This window comes from Peptoniphilus pacaensis (genome assembly GCF_900088125.1).
Classification (GTDB): domain Bacteria; phylum Bacillota; class Clostridia; order Tissierellales; family Peptoniphilaceae; genus Aedoeadaptatus; species Aedoeadaptatus pacaensis.
Genome location: NZ_FLQT01000003.1, coordinates 336,422 through 354,681, shown reverse-complemented (window position 1 = coordinate 354,681; position 18,260 = coordinate 336,422). Strand labels below are relative to the sequence as shown.

At 53.9% G+C, this 18,260-nt stretch carries 19 protein-coding genes, 1 tRNA gene and 1 other annotated feature; of the genes, 19 read left to right on the top strand and 1 reads right to left on the bottom strand.

Going from position 1 to position 18,260, the window contains the following annotated elements; translation table 11 throughout:
* Positions 1 to 32: 32 nt before the first annotated feature.
* The 18 genes from BN7444_RS01800 (at position 33) to BN7444_RS01715 (ending at position 17,153) form a co-directional block, all read left to right on the top strand.
* Positions 33 to 692 carry a hypothetical protein gene (locus tag BN7444_RS01800; RefSeq protein ID WP_068454928.1) on the top strand — a complete coding sequence of 220 codons (660 nt, stop codon included), beginning with the start codon at positions 33 to 35 and terminating at the stop codon, positions 690 to 692.
* A gap of 221 nt (positions 693 to 913) precedes the next feature.
* Positions 914 to 1,834, top strand: coding sequence for an aspartate carbamoyltransferase (gene pyrB, locus BN7444_RS01795; protein WP_068454925.1), 921 nt, complete (start codon positions 914 to 916; stop codon positions 1,832 to 1,834).
* Entirely contained in the window at positions 1,818 to 2,495 is a 678-nt protein-coding gene (locus tag BN7444_RS01790; RefSeq protein ID WP_068454922.1) for an iron-sulfur cluster-binding protein, read from the top strand. Before pyrB ends, BN7444_RS01790 begins: the two co-directional genes overlap by 17 nt.
* Positions 2,488 to 3,384 carry a dihydroorotate dehydrogenase gene (locus BN7444_RS01785; protein ID WP_068454919.1) on the top strand — a complete coding sequence of 299 codons (897 nt, stop codon included), beginning with the start codon at positions 2,488 to 2,490 and terminating at the stop codon, positions 3,382 to 3,384. Before BN7444_RS01790 ends, BN7444_RS01785 begins: the two co-directional genes overlap by 8 nt.
* Positions 3,385 to 3,394: 10 nt before the next feature.
* Positions 3,395 to 4,435: a carbamoyl phosphate synthase small subunit gene (locus BN7444_RS01780; RefSeq protein WP_068454916.1), complete on the top strand. Its 1,041-nt coding sequence runs from the start codon at positions 3,395 to 3,397 to the stop codon at positions 4,433 to 4,435.
* A gap of 8 nt (positions 4,436 to 4,443) precedes the next feature.
* Entirely contained in the window at positions 4,444 to 7,665 is a 3,222-nt protein-coding gene (gene carB / locus BN7444_RS01775) for a carbamoyl-phosphate synthase large subunit (RefSeq protein WP_068454913.1), read from the top strand.
* A gap of 43 nt (positions 7,666 to 7,708) precedes the next feature.
* Entirely contained in the window at positions 7,709 to 9,046 is a 1,338-nt protein-coding gene (locus BN7444_RS01770; protein ID WP_068454910.1) for a D-alanine--D-alanine ligase family protein, read from the top strand.
* A 54-nt stretch (positions 9,047 to 9,100) separates the two neighbouring features.
* Positions 9,101 to 9,337, top strand: coding sequence for a glutaredoxin domain-containing protein (locus tag BN7444_RS01765; RefSeq protein WP_068454906.1), 237 nt, complete (start codon positions 9,101 to 9,103; stop codon positions 9,335 to 9,337).
* Positions 9,338 to 9,412: 75 nt separating this feature from the next.
* Positions 9,413 to 9,641: a binding site (T-box leader), on the top strand.
* A gap of 40 nt (positions 9,642 to 9,681) precedes the next feature.
* Positions 9,682 to 10,188 carry a tryptophan transporter gene (locus BN7444_RS01760; RefSeq protein ID WP_068454903.1) on the top strand — a complete coding sequence of 169 codons (507 nt, stop codon included), beginning with the start codon at positions 9,682 to 9,684 and terminating at the stop codon, positions 10,186 to 10,188.
* A gap of 100 nt (positions 10,189 to 10,288) precedes the next feature.
* Positions 10,289 to 11,122, top strand: a complete 834-nt coding sequence (locus tag BN7444_RS01755; RefSeq protein ID WP_068454901.1) for an energy-coupling factor transporter ATPase — start codon at positions 10,289 to 10,291, stop codon at positions 11,120 to 11,122.
* Positions 11,095 to 11,955, top strand: coding sequence for an energy-coupling factor transporter ATPase (locus BN7444_RS01750; protein ID WP_068454898.1), 861 nt, complete (start codon positions 11,095 to 11,097; stop codon positions 11,953 to 11,955). The genes BN7444_RS01755 and BN7444_RS01750 overlap by 28 nt, the downstream gene beginning before the upstream one ends.
* The gene (locus tag BN7444_RS01745; protein ID WP_068454895.1) at positions 11,948 to 12,760 is read left to right on the top strand and encodes an energy-coupling factor transporter transmembrane component T family protein; all 813 of its coding nucleotides are present in this window, start codon (positions 11,948 to 11,950) and stop codon (positions 12,758 to 12,760) included. Before BN7444_RS01750 ends, BN7444_RS01745 begins: the two co-directional genes overlap by 8 nt.
* A complete protein-coding gene (gene truA / locus BN7444_RS01740) occupies positions 12,757 to 13,500 on the top strand; it encodes a tRNA pseudouridine(38-40) synthase TruA (RefSeq protein WP_068454892.1) in 744 nt (247 codons plus the stop codon). Before BN7444_RS01745 ends, truA begins: the two co-directional genes overlap by 4 nt.
* Before the next feature lie 80 nt (positions 13,501 to 13,580).
* Entirely contained in the window at positions 13,581 to 14,456 is an 876-nt protein-coding gene (gene rarD, locus BN7444_RS01735; protein WP_068454889.1) for an EamA family transporter RarD, read from the top strand.
* A 314-nt stretch (positions 14,457 to 14,770) separates the two neighbouring features.
* Positions 14,771 to 15,163 carry a hypothetical protein gene (locus tag BN7444_RS01730; protein WP_068454886.1) on the top strand — a complete coding sequence of 131 codons (393 nt, stop codon included), beginning with the start codon at positions 14,771 to 14,773 and terminating at the stop codon, positions 15,161 to 15,163.
* A gap of 106 nt (positions 15,164 to 15,269) precedes the next feature.
* Positions 15,270 to 15,644: a GntR family transcriptional regulator gene (locus BN7444_RS01725; RefSeq protein ID WP_068454882.1), complete on the top strand. Its 375-nt coding sequence runs from the start codon at positions 15,270 to 15,272 to the stop codon at positions 15,642 to 15,644.
* Entirely contained in the window at positions 15,644 to 16,498 is an 855-nt protein-coding gene (locus BN7444_RS01720) for an ABC transporter ATP-binding protein (protein WP_082941209.1), read from the top strand. Before BN7444_RS01725 ends, BN7444_RS01720 begins: the two co-directional genes overlap by 1 nt.
* On the top strand, positions 16,491 to 17,153 hold the full coding sequence (locus tag BN7444_RS01715; protein ID WP_068454877.1) for an ABC-2 transporter permease: 663 nt from the start codon (positions 16,491 to 16,493) through the stop codon (positions 17,151 to 17,153). The genes BN7444_RS01720 and BN7444_RS01715 overlap by 8 nt, the downstream gene beginning before the upstream one ends.
* A gap of 45 nt (positions 17,154 to 17,198) precedes the next feature.
* Here the strand turns inward: BN7444_RS01715 and BN7444_RS01710 are convergent.
* Positions 17,199 to 17,274: transfer RNA gene (locus BN7444_RS01710), tRNA-Thr, on the bottom strand.
* Between the two features lie 167 nt (positions 17,275 to 17,441).
* Between BN7444_RS01710 and BN7444_RS01705 the strand changes: the two genes are divergently transcribed.
* On the top strand, positions 17,442 to 18,260 hold the full coding sequence (locus BN7444_RS01705) for a tRNA 2-thiocytidine biosynthesis TtcA family protein (protein ID WP_068458376.1): 819 nt from the start codon (positions 17,442 to 17,444) through the stop codon (positions 18,258 to 18,260).

Sequence of the window (18,260 nt, the reverse complement as noted above, 5' to 3'; positions counted from 1 at the left end):
GTACATAGAAAAAGCACAGAAGGAGGATAAAGATGAAGAAGTTACTTCTACTCGGCGGCGGCCTGGCTCTCGTGGCCCTTGCGGCGACCTTTTGCATCGGGCCTTACAGCTCCTTTGCAAAAAGCGATGATAGCGAATGGAAGGAGCCCTGCTTAAAGACGGCGCGAAATTTTATTTTAAACGACTTTTGCGATTTCGCTCAGGACGAGAAATTCAGCACGGACAATTTAAGCAAGGACGCACAGAAGCTTCAGCAGTTTATAAAAGATAAGCGAGCCATGAATGCCTATCGTTGTGAGGTGGTGGGGCGAAAATACGTCCTTGAAAAGGCGATCTTCGAGGATGAAGAATTTATCGACAACGGCGACGGCACCTACGACGTCACCATGTTCGTGGATTTTTCCTTCTACGACGGCAAGGAACACGCCTCCGTGTGCAACCCCTACAAAGTCCATTTCGTCATCGAAGAGGGCGTGCCCAAGGTTCTGGCGGCCATGGCCGACGACTCGGGGGCCACTTGGTTAATCGACGGAGCCTATGGAAACACGACCTACAAATTGAACTACGGCTGGCAGCTTCCGGGAAAGAAGAATAAGAAGGCCGATGCGCCCTACGATTTGGAAAAGGCGAAACAAGAATTGAAAGCCGATCACGATGCGACGCCGTGGCCGGGAGGAAAAGAGGAAGTTTGAAACATCGCTCGAAGGACATGAAGCGTCCTTCGGGCTTTTTTATTTCTCTCGTCATTTTTCCTTGACGAACGGCCGCCGGGGGCGTAGACTATTTGTAGCGAAGATACTTTAATTTAGTGCGAGACACTAAAAAGGTCGCAAAACAGAATACACCTGTCCCCAGGGACGGGTCTCTCTTTGTGCCTTTTACCTGTGTAAAAGCTTTTTTTATAGGAGGCCATATGCTGAAACATTTCATAGAACCGGATGATATGACAGAAAGAGAGTACGACGATTTATTTAGACTGGCGCAAGCAATTGCATCGGATCCCGGACGTTTCGCCCACGCGTGCGACGGCAAGATCCTGGCCAGTCTTTTTTTTGAGCCTTCCACGAGAACCCGCATGTCCTTCGACGCCGCCATGTACCGCTTAGGCGGTCAGGTGCTTCACTTAGGCGACGCCAAGGGATCCAGTCTGGCCAAGGGGGAAAGCGAGCGGGACACTCTGCACATCGTGGATCAGTACGCGGACATTTGCGTCATGCGCCATCCCTGTGCCTACACCCAGCACAAGGCCGTGGACGTCCTCGAGAACATGCCCCTCATTAATGCCGGCGACGGCGACCACGCCCACCCGACGCAGACCCTGGCGGATATTTTTACCATTCGCAAGCACAAGGAGGCATGGTCGGGCTTAAAGATCGGCTTTTGCGGCGACCTGCGCTTCGGCCGCGCCGTTCACTCCCTGTTTCAGTTTTTAAATCACTACGACAATGAATTCGTCTTTATTTCCCCCGAAGGCCTGAACATGCCCGAGGAATATTTAAAAACCGCCCGCTGCCCCTATGTGGAAGTGGACGATTTAAAGGCCGCCATCGGAGACTTGGACGTGCTCTACATGACCCGAGTGCAAAAGGAACGCTTCATCAGCGAAGAAGAGGCGAAGCGCTACGAGGGCTCTTACTTATTGAACGCCGAGGTGCTGGAAGCGGCGGCCGAGGATTTAATCGTGCTCCATCCCCTGCCTCGCGTAGACGAAATCGATCCTGAAATCGACAGCGATCCCCGGGCCCTTTACTTCGAGCAGGCGCAAAACGGCATGTACATGCGCATGGCCCTGATCCTGACCTTACTGGAGGCAAAAAATGATGGTAATCGGTAATGTGGACTTGGGCGGCGGCCTCTTCGTCCTCACCCTGGCTTACGACGGGGACGCCTCGCCGGGACAATTTTTCATGGTGAAGCCTCGGAACCGGGCGAAGCTTTTGGGGAGGCCCATATCCGTCTTCTCTTTAAAAGACGGCGCCCTGTCTTTCCTTATAAAAAAAGTCGGCGGCGGCACCGACGATCTGGCGCGTCTGCTTCCCGGGGAAGAGATCGTGGCGGAAGGGCCCTTCGGCCGCGGCTTTCCCGAAATAAAAGAGAAGACCCTCTTTATCGGCGGCGGCACCGGCATCGCCCCCTCCCTCCATTTGCTGGAAGGGGACAGAAACAATCAGCTCTCCGTGGCCATCGGCCTGCGGGAGCCCAACGAGGGCCTTCAGGCCATCTACGCCCCCTACGGTGATCGGGTGAAATTTTACCTCGGCGCCAATATTTTCGACGAGCTTGAAATCGCAGACGAGGTCATCTACACCTGCGGTCCCGATCCCATGATGCGGGAAGCGGTGAAGCGGGCGAAAAATAAAATCTACGTCTCCATGGAAAAACACATGGGTTGCGGCTTCGGCGCCTGCTTGGCATGTACCTGCGAAAAAGAGGGCCGGCGGGTGCGGGTCTGCAAGGACGGCCCGGTCTTTGAAGGGAGGTCCATCTATGCTTAAGACGGAGCTTTTAGGCAACACCATGAAGAACCCGTTGATCGGCGCCTCGGGCACCTACGGCTTCGGCGAGGAATACGCCCCCTTTTACGATCCGGCCATCATCGGCGGTATTTCATCCAAGGGGCTGACCCTCAATCCTCGGCCGGGCAACACGGGGCGGCGGGTTTACGAAACGCCTTCGGGGATGATGAACTCCATCGGTCTCGAGAACCCCGGCGTGGAGCATTTCATTAAGGAAATCTTGCCCGAGATGCGAAAGATCGACACGGTGATCCTCGCCAATCTCGGCGGCCACAGCGTGGAGGATTACTTAATCGCCGCGGAAATGTTAAACGAGGCGGACATCGATATGATCGAGCTGAACATTTCCTGTCCCAATGTGGCATCGGGGGGCATGGCCTTCGGCCTGCACTGTCAGGATGCGGCGGCCATTACGGCCAAGGTCAAGGAAGTGAGCCGCCACAAAATCGTGGTGAAGCTTTCTCCCAACGGCGATAATCCGGCGGAGCTGGCCAAGGCCTGCGAAGCGTCGGGAGCCGACGGCATCAGTCTGGTAAACACCTTCCAGGCCATGGCCGTGGATGTAAAAAATCGCCGCGCCGTTTTCGACAATGTCTACGCCGGCCTTTCCGGGCCCGGGATCTTTCCCATCGCCCTGAGAATGGTGCGGGACACCGCCCGGGCGGTGAAGATTCCCGTCGTGGGCATGGGCGGCATTCAATCGGCGGAAGATGTCATCGCCATGATTATGGTGGGGGCCCGTGCCGTGGAAATCGGCACCATGAATTTAGTGGAGCCCCACATCGTGCCCCGGCTCATCGCCGATTTAGAAACATATATGGAAGAAGAGAACATCGGATCCCTGGACGAGATTCGCGGGATGATTTAAAGGAGCGACTATGTATATTCAATTAGAAGACGGCACCGTCTTTACGGGCAAACAGTTCAGCGGCAAGCGGCGCAGAGTGGGCGGCCGCTTTACCGTACACGGTACCATGATCGGCCACGAAGAAGTCATGACCGACCCCGCCAATTTAGATCGCATTTTACTCTTTACCTATCCCTTGGTCGGGGGCTACGGCATGAATTTCGAAGACAATCAGTCCGACGGACCGACGATCGCCGCCTTTATCTGCCGCCGCGCCATGGAAAACGCCACGAACTTCCGCAGCGAAATGGATCTGAAGGCTTACTTAAACTACTACGACGTGGCGGGCATCGAAGATGTGGACACCCGCGGGCTCATTCGCCACTTAAAGGAAACGGGCATGCAAAAAGGCGTCATCACCGATCGCCTCATGACGCCTTCCGAAATGGACGAATACTTCGCCGAACAAAATCCCAACACCATCGAAGAGGTGAGCACCATCGAGGTCACGGAAATCGAAGGGGAAGGCCCCACCGTCGCCCTTTGGGACTTCGGCGTCAAGGACGGTATCTTGGAAGCATTAAACGACGCGGGCTACCGCCTCATCGTCTACCCCGCCATGACCAATTACGAAGCGATTTTAGACGACGAGCCGGATCTCTTATTCCTTAGCTCCGGCCCCGGCGTCGCCGCCAACTATCTGGACCTGGTACACGACATCGGACAGATGATCGGCAAGCTTCCCATTTACGGCATGGGCCTCGGGGCACAGTTCTTGGGTCTGGCCTTAGGCGGCGATCTGGAAAAGCTCGCCTCGCCTCACGCCGGCGCATCCATTCCCGTGAAGGGAGAAGGGGAGCGGGTCTATATGACGAGCCAAAACAGAGAATACGGCATCGATCACCTGCCCGAGTCCGTGAAGATCGACTACAGAAACGTCGCCGACGATACGGTGGAAGGCTTCACAGACGAAAAGAACAAAGCCGTCGGCGTGCTCTTCGATCCCTTCGGCCTGCCCGGCGCTCGGGATCTGTTAAGCGCACAACTGTCCGTCATCAGCGAATTAGCCTAGGAGGAATTATGTCCCGCAACAAAGATATTAAAAAAGTACTCGTCATCGGCAGCGGCCCCATCGTCATCGGTCAGGCGGCGGAATTCGACTACTCCGGCACCCAAGCCTGCGAATCCCTTCGTGAAGAAGGGGTGGAAGTCGTCCTCGTCAACTCCAACCCGGCCACCATTATGACCGACAGGGAAGTGGCGGACAAGGTCTATATCGAACCCTTGAACGCGGAAGTCATCGAAAAGATTATCGCGAGAGAACGCCCCGACGCCCTTATCGCCGGCATGGGCGGGCAAACGGGCCTGAACCTTTCCATCGAGCTCTACGACTCCGGCGTCTTGGAAAAATACGGCGTGGAAATTATCGGCACCTCCATTCCCTCCATTAAGAAAGGCGAAGACCGGGAAGAATTCCGTCAACTCATGGAAGAAATCGGCGAGCCCATTATCGAATCGAAAACCGTGGAAAGCGTGGACGACGCCGTGGCCTATGCAAAGATCATCGGCTATCCCGTGGTGGTGCGCCCGGCCTTTACCTTAGGCGGCACCGGCGGCGGCATCTGCGAAACGGAAGCGGAGCTCAAGACCATCGCCCACGCCGGGATCCATCTCTCCCGCGTCGGCCAAGTCTTAATCGAAAAATGCATCACCGGCTGGAAAGAAATCGAATACGAAGTGATCCGCGACTCCAAGGGCAGTTGCATCTGCGTCTGCAATATGGAAAACATCGACCCGGTAGGCGTTCACACCGGCGACTCCATGGTGGTGGCACCGACCCAAACCCTGACGGATTTGGAACACGGCATGCTTCGTGAAGCGGCCTTCCGCATTATCGAAGGCGTGGGCATCGAAGGGGGCTGCAATGTGCAGTTCGCCGTGGAACCCAACAGCCTGCAATACGCCGTCATCGAAATCAATCCCCGGGTCAGCCGCTCATCGGCCCTGGCATCGAAAGCCACGGGCTATCCCATCGCTAGGGTGGCGGCAAAGATCGCCCTGGGCTTGGGCTTAGATGAAATCGAAAACAAAATCACCGGCACCCGCTCCATGGCCTTCGAGCCCTCCATCGACTACGTGGTAGTGAAGATTCCCAAGTGGCCCTTCGACAAATTCTTTAACGCCGATCGCAATCTGGGCACGAAGATGATGGCCACCGGCGAAGTCATGGCCATCGGCCCCACCTTCGAAGTGGCCCTGTTAAAAGGCCTGCGCTCTTTGGAAATCGGCGCCTTCAGCCTGCTCCACCCCCGCTTTAAAACCATGGACATCGCCACACTAAAGGAAAATGTGAAGCGGCCCAACGACGAGCGCCTCTTCTACCTGGCGGCCCTTTTAAACACGGGCTACGACATCAGCCGCCTATCCAGAGAAACGGGGATGGACGCTTATTTCCTCCGCATCATTAAGCGCATCGTCGGCGTGGAAGCGGAACTGGAAGCCATGAAGAAGGAAGATCTGACGGAAGACAAGCTCCGCGAAATGAAGCGACTGGGCTTCAGCGACGAAATCATCGCCAATCGCTTAAACGTCAGCGAAAAATTCATCCGCGAGCTGAGAAAGCTCTTCGGCATCGAAGCCAAGTACAGAAAGGTGGACACCCAAGGGGGCCTGGCAGATGCCAAGGCCAATTACCTCTATTCCCTCTACGAAGGGGAAGACGAGTCCCCGGTCCACGAGGACAAGCGCCGCATTATCGTCATCGGCAGCGGCCCCATTCGCATCGGCCAAGGGGTGGAATTCGACTACGCCTCCGTTCACTGCGTCAAAACCCTGCGCAAGGAAGGCTACGAAACCATTATCATTAACAACAATCCCGAAACCGTCTCCACGGACTTCGACATCTCCGACAAACTTTACTTCGAGCCCCTGACGGCGGAAGATACATTAAACATTATCGAGAAGGAAAAACCGGAAGGGGTCATCCTCCAGTTCGGCGGCCAAACCGCCATTAAGCTGGCAGGCGTCTTTAAGGAAGAAGGCATCCCCATCTTAGGCACGGATCCCACGGCCATCGACCGGGCGGAAGACCGGGAAAAATTCGACGCCATGTTGGAAGAGCTGAACCTCGTGCGCCCGAAAGGCGTGGGCGTTCACGGCGTGGAAGAAGGCATGGAAAAGGCGGAAAGCTTAGGCTATCCCGTTCTCGTTCGTCCCTCCTACGTCCTCGGCGGCCAAGGCATGGAAATTTGTACCGCCGACGAGGATCTGCGCTACTACCTGGAAGAATCCTTCGCCATGGATCCCAAGCGCACGGTGTTAATCGACCAATACATTCAAGGCATGGAATGTGAAGTGGACGCCATCTGCGACGGCACCGACGTCTTCCTGCCGGGGATTATGGAACACTTGGAGCGGGCAGGGGTCCACAGCGGCGACTCCATCAGCATCTATCCCAGCCGCAACATTTCCGAGAAAATGGACGAGGCCATTTTAGATGCCACGAAGAAAGTGGCCCTGGAGCTGGGCGTCAACGGCATGATCAATATTCAGTTCATCATTAAAGACGACACCCTCTACATGATCGAAGTGAACCCGAGAAGCTCCCGCACCGTGCCCTACCTCTCCAAGGTCACTGGCATGAACATTACGGAAATCGCCACGAAGGTCATGCTCGGCGAAAGCTTAAAATCCATGGGCTACGGCACGGGCATCGGCCCCGTCTCTCCCACCACCTGCGTGAAGATCCCCGTCTTCAGTACGGAAAAACTCCACCGGGTAGAAGCGTCCCTCGGGCCCGAAATGCGCTCCACCGGCGAAGTCTTAGGCGTGGGCCGCACGGAAGAAGAGGCCATGGCCAAGGGCTTTTTGGCCGCCGGCACGGACATCGCGCCCAAGAGCCGCCGCGCCCTCTGCACCATTCGCGACCGCGACAAAGAGGAATTCTTGCCCATCGCCAAATCTCTGGCGGAAGACGGCGTCACCTTCTACGCCACCAAGGGCACCAAGGCCTTCTTAAATAAAAACGGCATCGACGCCGAGGAAGTGCGCCGCATCGGCGAAGAAGCGCCTACGATGATCGACCTGATCCAAGAAGGGGAGATCGACCTCGTCTTCAACACCCCCACCAAGGGCAACGACTCCAAGCGGGACGGCTTCTTGATTCGTCGAAACGCCATCGAATGCGACGTGGAACTCTTCACCAATTTGGACAAGGCCAAGGTCTACGCCCAAACCCTGAAGAACAATCCTCTGAAAGACGCGGTGACCATTTACGAAATCGGCGACTACAACAACGATTGATTAAGAGGCGATTCGGGTAAAACTCCATAAAGGAGTGTGACGTATGGGAATCGGAATTACTATCGATCTGTTAAACAATCAGGAAAAAAACAAGGCGGACCGCAGGGAAGCGGTGCTCGCCCGGCGAAAAGAAGCCGACGATTTGACGGCGGTCTTAAATAAAAAAGCCGACGTGGCACAATACGTGATCCACGAATCCCTAATCGCGAAATTAAAATGGGACAAGATCGACTTGGTCTTTCCTCTGGTGAAAGATAGAGACGAAAGGAAGTCCCTGGCATCCCTGTTGACCGGCGAAGGCATTCCTTTCGTCGGCGCCGGGGTTATGGGCCTGGGCATCGGCGAAGACCCCATCTTGGCCGCGGGTATTTTGAAGCAACAGGGCCTGCCTTATCGGCGGGTCTATATGGCATCCAGCGTGGTGGATCTGGCGAAGATCGACGCCGAGTATCCCTTGATCCTGGCGGCGGCCGATGAAGCGGTCTTCGTGGAAGACGAAGAGGCCCTCTACGAAAAAGCCAGGGCTCTGTTGGAAGCGGCACCGGTTATCTACGTGCGTGAGCCTCTGACGGGTAAGAAAGTCCACGTGGCCGTCATAGGAAACGGCGACGATATGAAAATCCTGCCGGCTTGTGACGAGGATCTCACAGGGGAAGAAGCGGCGGCAGTCATTTCTCTGACGAAAAAAGTGTTTACGCTCTTTCAATTCAGAGATATGGCTTATTTCGATATGGAAGTGGCAGATAACACCGCCTATGTGGTGGACGCGTGGGCCTTCCCCGATCTTTCAGCAGAAGGCGCCTTTATGGCCGCCGCAAAGATGCGGGGCATGTCGCGGGACGAAGTGCTCTTTTCCGTCGTCGACGCCGCCCTGGCGCGGACCGGCGTGGAATTAAAAGACCGAAGCGACGGCTTCCTCGCCACGGCCAAGACGCGGCTGAAAGATATCGACGTCTTGCTGAAAGAAGAGGAAGATCGCCTCTCGGAATTTTACAGTCAAGAGGCCAAGGAGCGCATCGACCGTTTCCAAGAAGAAGCCAAGGAAATGCGCCACAACCTAGAAGAGAGCATGGAAGGGGCGGATGAAGACGCGAGAGAAGCGCAGATCGCCGCCAACATGGCCATGGATCAGGCGAAAGAAGCCGCCAGAGAGCGTCTGCAACGAGTGGGCGAGGGAGCCCGGGAGACGCTGTCCAAGGCCAAGCGCTATGCCAAGGAGCGCATGGACGAAGCCCAAGCGGAAGCCAGGGCGGAAACGGCGCCGGCCGCGGAAGCCTACGACGAAGAGGCGGACATCCGCGAGCTGAAAAGGCGCTACGCCGCCTTGGAACAACGGGTATACGCCCTGGAAGAGCGGATCCGCTTTTTGGAAAATCGTTGATAAGAGAATAAAAACAAAGCCGGCAGTCGATGCCGGTTTTTTGTAGGAGGAGTTATGAAAATTTACGGAACGGATCTGTGCCCCGATTGCGTGGAAGCAAAAAAGAAATTGGACGAGAAAAACATTCCCTACGACTACGTGGATATTACGGCGAGCATCGGCAATTTAAAGGCCTTTATGAAAATGCGTGACGAAGAGCCCGCCTTCGACGAGGCGAAGAAAGCGGGAGCCGTGGGCGTGCCCGCCTTTGTCCTTGACGACGGCGAGATTCGCTTGGAGATCGAGATCTAAAAAATTTTCGCCTGCTGCGAAAAAACAATTGCTTTTTCGCTTTTTTCTGCTATACTGTTAGTAATCCTAATAAATATGAAAACGTCGAGCAGAAGCAAGTAGCTTCAGGTGCCCTTCTCAGAGAGTCGGTGGTTGGTGCGAACCGATGAAGTTCCCTGTGGTGAATGGGTCTGTGAGTGCGAGGTGAAATAAAGTAGCCGAGCCGGTTCTCCCGTTACAGAGATAGGATATGTTAGTATCTAAATGAGATGCGTCCTTTGGGCGCAACTAGGATGGCACCGCGAATTCACCATTTGCTCCTACACGAGCAAGTGGTTTTTTTTGTGCCGAGAAAAGGAGTTATTATGAACACGAAAACTTTAGTACAGGGAGCTATTTTCATCGCATTGGGCACCATTTTACACGCCGTGGTCCCGGGATTTTTTAACGGCATGAAGCCCGATTTTATGCTTTTCTGTTTAATCGCTTACATTATTATAAATCCGAAGCCTCTGCCCACCTTGGCCATGGGCGTGGCCACCGGCGTCATGGCGGCATCGACCACCCAATTCCCCGGCGGACAGCTTCCCAGTATGTTCGATAAAATCATCGCAGCCTTCTCCGTTCTTTTGATGGTGCGCACTTTCCCCGGCAAGGGCAGCGTGCAAAAGGCCGTGATTTACTTCCTCGCCACCATTATCAGCGGCGCCGTCTTTTTGGGAACGGCCATGCTCCTCGTGGGCCTGCCCGGCGATGCGGCCTTTACGGCCATGTTCGTCGCCGTGGTTCTGCCGACGGCGGCCATGACGGCGGCATTGGGCGTGATTTTCGAGCGGTTTATCGCCGCCAACTATAAACGCAATCGAGCCTAGGGATGAGAGCGAGTGCACTCGCTCTTTTTCCATGTCCCTTTCAATGAGGCCTATGGTATAATACACAGGTTAAGGCAGTATTTGGAGCAAAGGAGCACTTATGATCGAAATAAAAAATCTGGTATACGAATACGAAGAGGCCGATCATCCGGCGGTGGGCGGCGTGGACCTCACCATCGAAAAGGGCGAATTCGTCGCCGTCTTGGGCCACAACGGCAGCGGCAAGTCCACCATGGCCAAGTGCTTAAACGGTTTGTTCCAACCGACACGGGGCGATGTCGTCGTCGACGGCATGAACACCAAGGAAGAAGAGGACATTTGGAAGATTCGCGCCCGTGCCGGCATGGTGTTTCAAAATCCCGACAATCAAATCGTCGCCACCGTCGTGGAAGAAGACGTGGCCTTCGGCGCGGAAAACCTGGCCGTGGAGCAAGGTGAGCTGCGCCGCCGCGTGGACGAGGCCTTGGCGGCGGTGGAAATGACCGAATACAAGGACGATCAGCCCCACAAACTTTCCGGCGGTCAGAAACAGCGGGTGGCCATTGCGGGCATTTTGGCCATGAATCCCGACTACATTATTTTAGACGAGCCCACGGCCATGCTGGACCCCAGAGGACGGGAGGAAGTCATGAAGACGATCCTGCGCCTGAACAAGGAAGAGGGCAAGACCATTATCCTCATCACCCACTTTATGTCGGAAGCCGTTCAGGCGGATCGGGTGGCGGTCATGGAAGAGGGCAAGCTCGTGTTGGAGGGCCCGCCCCGGGAAGTCTTTAATCAGGTGGACACCATGAAGTCCTTGGGCTTGGACGTGCCCCAGGTTACGGAGCTCGCCGCCCGTTTAAAGGCCGCAGGCGTGCCTCTGCCCGACGGAATTTTAGATAGAGAGGAGTTTGTCGACGCCTTATGCCGAGCATCAGCATCCGAAATGTAAGCTATATTTATAATCAAGGCCTGCCCTTTGAAAAGCGGGCGCTGAATCAAGTGAATCTGGACATTCACGCCGGCGAATTTATCGCCCTGGTGGGCCACACGGGCAGCGGCAAATCCACCCTGGTTCAACATTTAAACGGCCTCATGGAGCCTACGGAAGGGGAGATCCTCTACGAGGGCACCAATTTCCGCGACAGGGGAAACATCGCCACTCTGCGCCAAAAGGTGGGCCTGGTGTTTCAATACCCGGAGTACCAGCTCTTTGAAGAGACCATCGCCAAAGACATCGCCTACGGGCCGAAGAATCTGGGCCTCACCGACGACGAGGTGGAGGACCGCGTGCGCCGCGCCATGGCTCGAGTGGGCCTGGACTACGACGAGAAGGGAGAGAAGAGCCCCTTCGCCCTTTCCGGCGGGCAAAAGCGGCGGGTAGCCATCGCCGGCATCCTGGCCATGGAGCCCGAGGTGCTGGTCTTGGACGAGCCTACAGCGGGGCTGGATCCCCGAGGCAGCCGCGAAATCCTGGAAGAGATCCACGAGATTTATAAGTCCACGGGTACCACCATCGTCTTGGTGTCCCACAGCATGGAAGAAGTGGCCCGCCTCGCCACCCGCATGATCGTCATGGATCGGGGCGAGGTGCGCATGGACGGCACACCCCGGGAAATTTTTTCTAGGGAAGAAGAGCTCCGCGCCATCGGTCTCGACGTGCCTCAAGTGCGCCACACCATGACCGATCTAAAGAGCGCGGGCATTCCCATAAAGGAAGACTGCATTACCGTCGACGAAGCCTTCGACGAATTAAAGACATGGTGGGAGGGAAGACATGCTTAAAGACATAACCATCGGTCAGTATTTCCCTGCCAAGTCCCCGGTCCACTCATTGGACCCTCGATACAAAATCCTCATTATGACGATTTTTATCGTGAGCTTATTTTTCATCAAATCCTTTTGGCCCTATATCTTCGTCTTCGCATGGCTCTTTTTAACCATTGTGGCGGCGAAAATTCCCGTGAACATGGTGTTGAAGGGACTGAAGCCCCTGCGGCTGATCTTGATCTTTACCTTTATCATGAATCTGTTTTTCATTCCCGGGGAAGAAATTTTCCGCATGGGCTTTCTCTCCATCTCCCGTGAAGGGCTGGTGCAGGCAATCTTTATGGCCATACGCCTGGTGCTTTTAGTCGTGGGGACCAGCCTCCTCACCTTGACCACCTCGCCCCTCGCCCTCACGGAAGGCATTGAAAAGCTCATGAGCCCTCTGAAGCGGGTGGGCTTTCCCGCCCACGCCATCGCCATGATGATTACCATCGCCCTGCGCTTCATTCCCACCTTAATCGATGAGGCGGATAAAATTATGAAGGCGCAAATGGCCCGCGGCGCCGATTTCGAATCGGGGAATGTGCTCAATCGGGCGAAGAATCTGGTGCCCCTTTTGGTGCCCTTGATCTTAAACGCCCTTCGCCGAGCGGAAGAGCTGGCCACTGCCATGGAAAGCCGATGCTACCGCGGCGACGAACACCGCACAAAATTAAATCCCCTGCGCATTACGGGGAAGGATCACCTGCATTTCGCCCTGAACATGATCTTCTTCATCGCCGTCTGCGCTTCCCGCTGGATGCCCGTGCCCTTGCCATGAGAAATATATTGATTACCGTGGCCTACGACGGCACGAACTTTCACGGCTATCAGGATCAGGGGCCGAAGAAGCTCCGCACCGTGGAGACCCTGCTGCGGAGCGCTCTTGAAAAAACCGTGCATCATCCCGTGGCGCTGCAGTCCGCGGGCCGCACGGACAAAGGCGTTCACGCCCTGGGGCAAAAGGCTAACTTCCTCTCGGACACCGCCATCGACCTGGGCAATTTCCCCCGGGTGGTGAACTACCACTTGCCCCGGGATCTGAGCATCACCGAGGCCGTGGAAGTGCCCGAGGATTTTCACGCCCGCTACGGCGCCAAGAGAAAGCACTACAAGTACCGCATCTATAATACCAAGCACCGAAGCGGCATGTTGGATCGCTACGCCGTCCACGCCCCATTCCCCCTGGATGTGGAGCGCATGGAAAGGGCCCTGAAAAAAATCGAGGGCTTTCACGATTTTTCCGCCTTTATCGGCCGCTACGCATCCCCGGCCAATCCCAAGCGGGCCATCGACGAAATCACCGTGACCCGGGCGGGAGAGCTCATCGAAGTGGATTTTTACGGCAAAAGCTTTTTAAAAAACCAAATCCGCATCATTATGGGCTGTGCCATGGAAATCGGCCGCGGACTAAAGCCGGAAGATCAACTGCTCAAGGCCACGAAGACATTGAACCGCAAAGATCTGGGCCCCACGGCCCCCGCCAACGGACTGATCCTTATGTCCATCGATTACGAATAGCACGCGCCGCGTGCTGTTTTTTTGCTTAAAAACAAATTCGATATGTTAGAATAGAGACAATATTTAGAAAGAGGTGTTCTATGCGCGGTAGCTTTAAAGTATTGGCCTGTTACCTTATGTGGGCTTTTCTCGTCTTATATTGGCCCATCTTCGGTGCCATGGATCCTTTGGCGGTCCTGTCCTTTCGCATCGTCTTCTCCATGATCTTTTGTCTGATCATCATGCTCGTCAAGGGAAAGGGGAGGGACATCCTCGCTTTGATGAAAGACAAGAAGCAAATGCTTTTTCTGTTTTTTGCCGGCGTCACCATTACCATTAATTGGGGCGGCTACATCATCGCCGTGATGACCGGTCGCGTTCTGGACGCCTCATTGGCCTATTATATGTATCCCATCTTTTCCATCGTTCTCGGCTTTGTTATTTACAAAGAAAAGCTGCGGCCCATGCAATGGGTGGCCTTCGTCCTGGCCATTATGGGCGTTACCGTCCCCATCGTCGCCTACGGTCAAGTGCCGATCTTTGCCATTATGATCGGCGTCAGCTTTTCCATTTACGGTGCCTTTAAAAAGCAAGTGACCGCCACGGCAATGGAAAGCATTTTTATGGAAACTCTGCTGGTGACGCCACTGGCCATGATTTATCTGTTGGCCTTCAGTCACTTGGACGGACTTTCTGCAAGAGACATCATCCTGCTCCCCACCATGGGTATCGCCACCACCGTGCCCCTGATCTTCTTTGCATCGGGGATGAAAGACACGGATCTTTCCGTGGCAGGCGTCTTAATGTACATTAATCCCACCATTCAACTCCTCCTCGGCGTCTTCTGCATGGGTGAGGAATTCACCACTATCCACGCCTGGATGTTCGCCTTCGTGTGGGCGGGCGTGGCATTGTTTCTGACGGACAGCTTTCGGGAGAGAAAAAGAAGCGGCAGGGAAAAAGAAAAGGCGGAATAAAATAGAAAAAAACTGCGCTCGGCTTCGGTCGAGCGCTTTTTTGGAAATGAAAAGCTTATCTCAAAGAAGCATTGACGCAGTAAAAAAAGGTGCTAAAATTAAAAATAAGAAAAGTTTTCTTTTCGGAAGGGTGATCATGGTTTAATTAAACCTTAGCAGGTATAAGAATGGCGATGGAATGAATTGAAGAAGAAGGATAATAACAGCTGAGACTGTGTGGCGGCGAGGTTTGAAAGCAGATCCAAACTTTGGGAACTGAAATTACCGGTCGTTGTTTCTCGTGGTCTTGTTTCATGAATCGGTGGTGATGGAGATTGAAAGGTATCAGACGCATCGGCATAGTTATTTTACTCTTGAGCCTGCCCTACATTATGCTGGCACTACAGCCTGATTGGGAGCAGATAGCGTGGGGTAATTTTGCAGCAGTCGTCGCCAATAGTTGGCTCTTTAAACTGGCCGCACTATTTGTCGCAGGTCTAATGAGTTATCTCATGATGTACGATATGACGCATAGGGAAAAGCTTTATTGGAGCATTGGTTTACTTGTTGTAGTTGCGTGCTGTTATTTCCTCGCTAGTGTAGGCAATGATTATGCCTTTCGCTATATAGCAAATTCGCCGAATGTTACGACGACGATCACATTTCTTGCCGCGTTCCTCTTAGCGGATTGGTTTAGGACTCGGCCCGGAGAAAAGAGAAAACAATGACGGAATAAAACAGAATGAAAATCACGCGCTCGATTTCGGTCGGGCGCTTTTTTTATTGACAAGTGTTCACTGCTGTTATACACTGTTATAGAAATGAGGGATAGCCATGGACATCATCATTGACAACTCCGCCTCTCTGCCCATCTATGAGCAGTTGCGGAATCAAATTCGCGATCAAATTATAAACGACGTACTGGCATACGACGAGCAGCTTCCTTCCATTCGCGTCCTCGCCAAGGATCTTTCCATCAGCATTATGACGGTCAAAAAAGCCTACGATACGCTGGAAGAGGAAGGCTTTATCGTGACGCGCCAGGGGAAGGGATCTTTTGTCGCCGAGAAAAACGAGAATGTGGCGCGGGAAATCCTGCAAAAAGAAATCGAAGCACATATGGAAGCCGTCGTCGCCATTGCACAGGATCACGGCATCGACAAGAAAGAGATTGTCGCCATGCTGGATATTTTCTTCGGAGGTGAATAATGGATCGGGTCGCTTTAAAAAATATTCGGAAGGAATACAGCGCCTTTACCCTGGACGGGGTCAGTTTTCCCGTGAAAGAGGGATTTATTACGGGCTTTATCGGTCCCAACGGCTCGGGCAAGACGACCACCATTCGCGCTATTTTAAATCTCAATCATTTAAACGGAGGCGAGGTGCTCTACCGAGGCACGCCGCCGGAAGATAACGACTATCTACAGGATGTGGGAATCGTCCTCGACGAATCTTATTTTCCGAAAGACTGGTCCGTGGAAGACGTGAACAATGTCTTATCCGTGGGCTATAAAAATTGGAAGGTTACGGAATTTTCGAAGCGGGTGGCGGGTTACGGCATCGACGAAAAATTAAATGTGAAGAGCCTTTCCCGGGGCATGACGACGAAGCTTATGCTCGCCGCCGCCTTGTCTCACGGGGCCAAGACCTTGGTCTTGGACGAGCCCACCAGCGGGCTGGATCCCCGCTCCCGCGATGAATTTCGCGATACCATTCAACGCTACATGGCGGAGAATGAAGAGCACACCGTGCTCTTTTCCACTCACATTACGGAGGATCTGGAGGCCATCGCCGATTACATCGCCTTTATAATGGATGGCGCGATGATTTTTTACGGCACGAAAGACGATTTTTTGGAGGCTTACCGCATCGTAAAATGCAGTGAGACCAATTTGAGCGGTGTGGATCCGAAGAAAATTCTCGGCAAGAAAAAAACCGGTACCCACGTGGAAGTGTTAGTGGCGGCGGATGGGACTCATGCTTTCGGCGAAAACGCCGTGGTGGAGAAGCCATCCATCGACCGCATTATGACGTTTTACCATCGAGGTGATGAAGATGCTTAAAACCTGCAAAATGGATTTTTTGGGCATTCGCCCCTATATAACTTGGAAGCCCATGGCGTTTTTCATCCTGTTTTCCATAGGCTTTACTTACTTTATGGACCTTTCCTTTTTCCCCATGGTCTTCGCCATGACTATGTCCTTAATGATTATGACCTATCCCTTCGTCACGGGAGAAGATTCCGGGACGGAGCGGCTCTACCGCATGATCGGCATGGAAGATGAGGATACGGTGCGGGGACGCTACCTTTATTCTATCGTGGTATTTTTCATCGCCACCCTCGCCGCCCTCATCATGATGAACGGCGTAAGTTTCGCGAAAAACGGTGAGCTCCTTATAAGGGAAAGTTTGATCGGCGGAGGGATCTATCTCACCATGTTCATCCTCTATATGGCTATCGCCTTGCCGATTTTCTTTTCCATGGGTTATAAAAAAGCCAAGGCGGTGGCATGGTTGACCCTCGTCGCCGCAACATTAATTGTGATCGGCATAACCGACTTTGCCACCTCGGCCTTTCCCGAGGAAGTCAAGGGCCTGTACCTGTGGGCGATGAACCACGTGGTGCTCATCGTTCTTTTCGGCATCGTATTCTTGGTGCTCATGACCATGCTATCTTATGGCATAGCCCTGAAAAAATTCAAGAGGAGAGATTTATAACACTTTCCGAAAAAAGGCATAAAAAAGACGCCCGTAGGCGTCATTTGGAGCTAACGAGGGGACTTGAACCCCTGACCTGCTGATTACGAATCAGCTGCTCTACCAACTGAGCCACGTTAGCGAATACTCCTATTATTTTAGGTCATACGGCCGGAAAAAGCAAGGGCCATGTAAAAATTATTTCATGAAGGCGGGCGGCGATTGAAACGGCCCGCCTTTTATAGTACCATAGAAGCGGTATGGTATGTCCCGGGGAGCCGGGATTTTTTAAATAGAGAGGACGAGCACGTGTCCATAGCGGAAATTGAACGAAGCATTATAAAAAAATATCGGAAGACCATTTGGCGCCGCTTCATTAAGGGCATCAATGACTACGACTTAATCGAAGACGGGGATGTGATCGCCGTGGCCATTAGCGGCGGCAAGGATTCCCTGCTTCTGGCGAAGCTCTTGCAGGAATTGAAGCGCCACGGCAAGAAGCAGTTTGAGCTTTTGTTTTTAACCATGGATCCCGGCTATCTGCCCGCCATTCGCAAGCAGGTGGAGGAGACGGCGGAGGCCATGGGGATTCCCCTGCAGATCTACGACAGCAATGTCTTTGAGGTGGCGGAGGACATGGGCGGGGAGAAGCCCTGCTATATGTGCGCCCGCATGCGCCGGGGGAGCCTTTACGACAAGGCCAAGTCCCTGGGGGCGAACAAGCTGGCTCTGGGCCATCACTTCGACGATGTCATCGAGACGGTGATGATGAATGTGCTCTTCGGCGGAAGCTACAAGACCATGATGCCGAAGCTCCACTCCACGAATTTCGAGGGCATGGAGCTGATTCGCCCCATGATTTTTATTCGGGAGTCGGACATTCGCCAGTGGGTGAAGTATAACGACCTCACCCCCATCGACTGCGCCTGTACGGTGACGGCCAAGGAAAATTTCGGCGCCCGTGCCTATGTGAAGAACCTCATCGAGACCATCGCGGAGGAAAATCCAAACGTGGCCATGTCCATTTATCGCTCGGCGGAAAATGTGGAGCTCGGGGCGATTTTAGGCTATAAAGACAGCGAGGGAGAGAAGCACAGCTTTTTGGAACATTACGAGAAGGGAGAATAG

Excerpts from the sequence above, each read along its gene's own strand:
- BN7444_RS01800 (WP_068454928.1), top strand. The coding sequence starts at position 33 with ATGAAGAAGTTACTTCTACTCGGCGGCGGCCTGGCTCTCGTGGCCCTT.
- pyrB (WP_068454925.1), top strand. The coding sequence starts at position 914 with ATGCTGAAACATTTCATAGAACCGGATGATATGACAGAAAGAGAGTAC.
- BN7444_RS01790 (WP_068454922.1), top strand. The coding sequence starts at position 1,818 with ATGATGGTAATCGGTAATGTGGACTTGGGCGGCGGCCTCTTCGTCCTC.
- BN7444_RS01785 (WP_068454919.1), top strand. The coding sequence starts at position 2,488 with ATGCTTAAGACGGAGCTTTTAGGCAACACCATGAAGAACCCGTTGATC.
- BN7444_RS01780 (WP_068454916.1), top strand. The coding sequence starts at position 3,395 with ATGTATATTCAATTAGAAGACGGCACCGTCTTTACGGGCAAACAGTTC.
- carB (WP_068454913.1), top strand. The coding sequence starts at position 4,444 with ATGTCCCGCAACAAAGATATTAAAAAAGTACTCGTCATCGGCAGCGGC.
- BN7444_RS01770 (WP_068454910.1), top strand. The coding sequence starts at position 7,709 with ATGGGAATCGGAATTACTATCGATCTGTTAAACAATCAGGAAAAAAAC.
- BN7444_RS01765 (WP_068454906.1), top strand. The coding sequence starts at position 9,101 with ATGAAAATTTACGGAACGGATCTGTGCCCCGATTGCGTGGAAGCAAAA.
- BN7444_RS01760 (WP_068454903.1), top strand. The coding sequence starts at position 9,682 with ATGAACACGAAAACTTTAGTACAGGGAGCTATTTTCATCGCATTGGGC.
- BN7444_RS01755 (WP_068454901.1), top strand. The coding sequence starts at position 10,289 with ATGATCGAAATAAAAAATCTGGTATACGAATACGAAGAGGCCGATCAT.
- BN7444_RS01750 (WP_068454898.1), top strand. The coding sequence starts at position 11,095 with ATGCCGAGCATCAGCATCCGAAATGTAAGCTATATTTATAATCAAGGC.
- BN7444_RS01745 (WP_068454895.1), top strand. The coding sequence starts at position 11,948 with ATGCTTAAAGACATAACCATCGGTCAGTATTTCCCTGCCAAGTCCCCG.
- truA (WP_068454892.1), top strand. The coding sequence starts at position 12,757 with ATGAGAAATATATTGATTACCGTGGCCTACGACGGCACGAACTTTCAC.
- rarD (WP_068454889.1), top strand. The coding sequence starts at position 13,581 with ATGCGCGGTAGCTTTAAAGTATTGGCCTGTTACCTTATGTGGGCTTTT.
- BN7444_RS01725 (WP_068454882.1), top strand. The coding sequence starts at position 15,270 with ATGGACATCATCATTGACAACTCCGCCTCTCTGCCCATCTATGAGCAG.
- BN7444_RS01720 (WP_082941209.1), top strand. The coding sequence starts at position 15,644 with ATGGATCGGGTCGCTTTAAAAAATATTCGGAAGGAATACAGCGCCTTT.
- BN7444_RS01715 (WP_068454877.1), top strand. The coding sequence starts at position 16,491 with ATGCTTAAAACCTGCAAAATGGATTTTTTGGGCATTCGCCCCTATATA.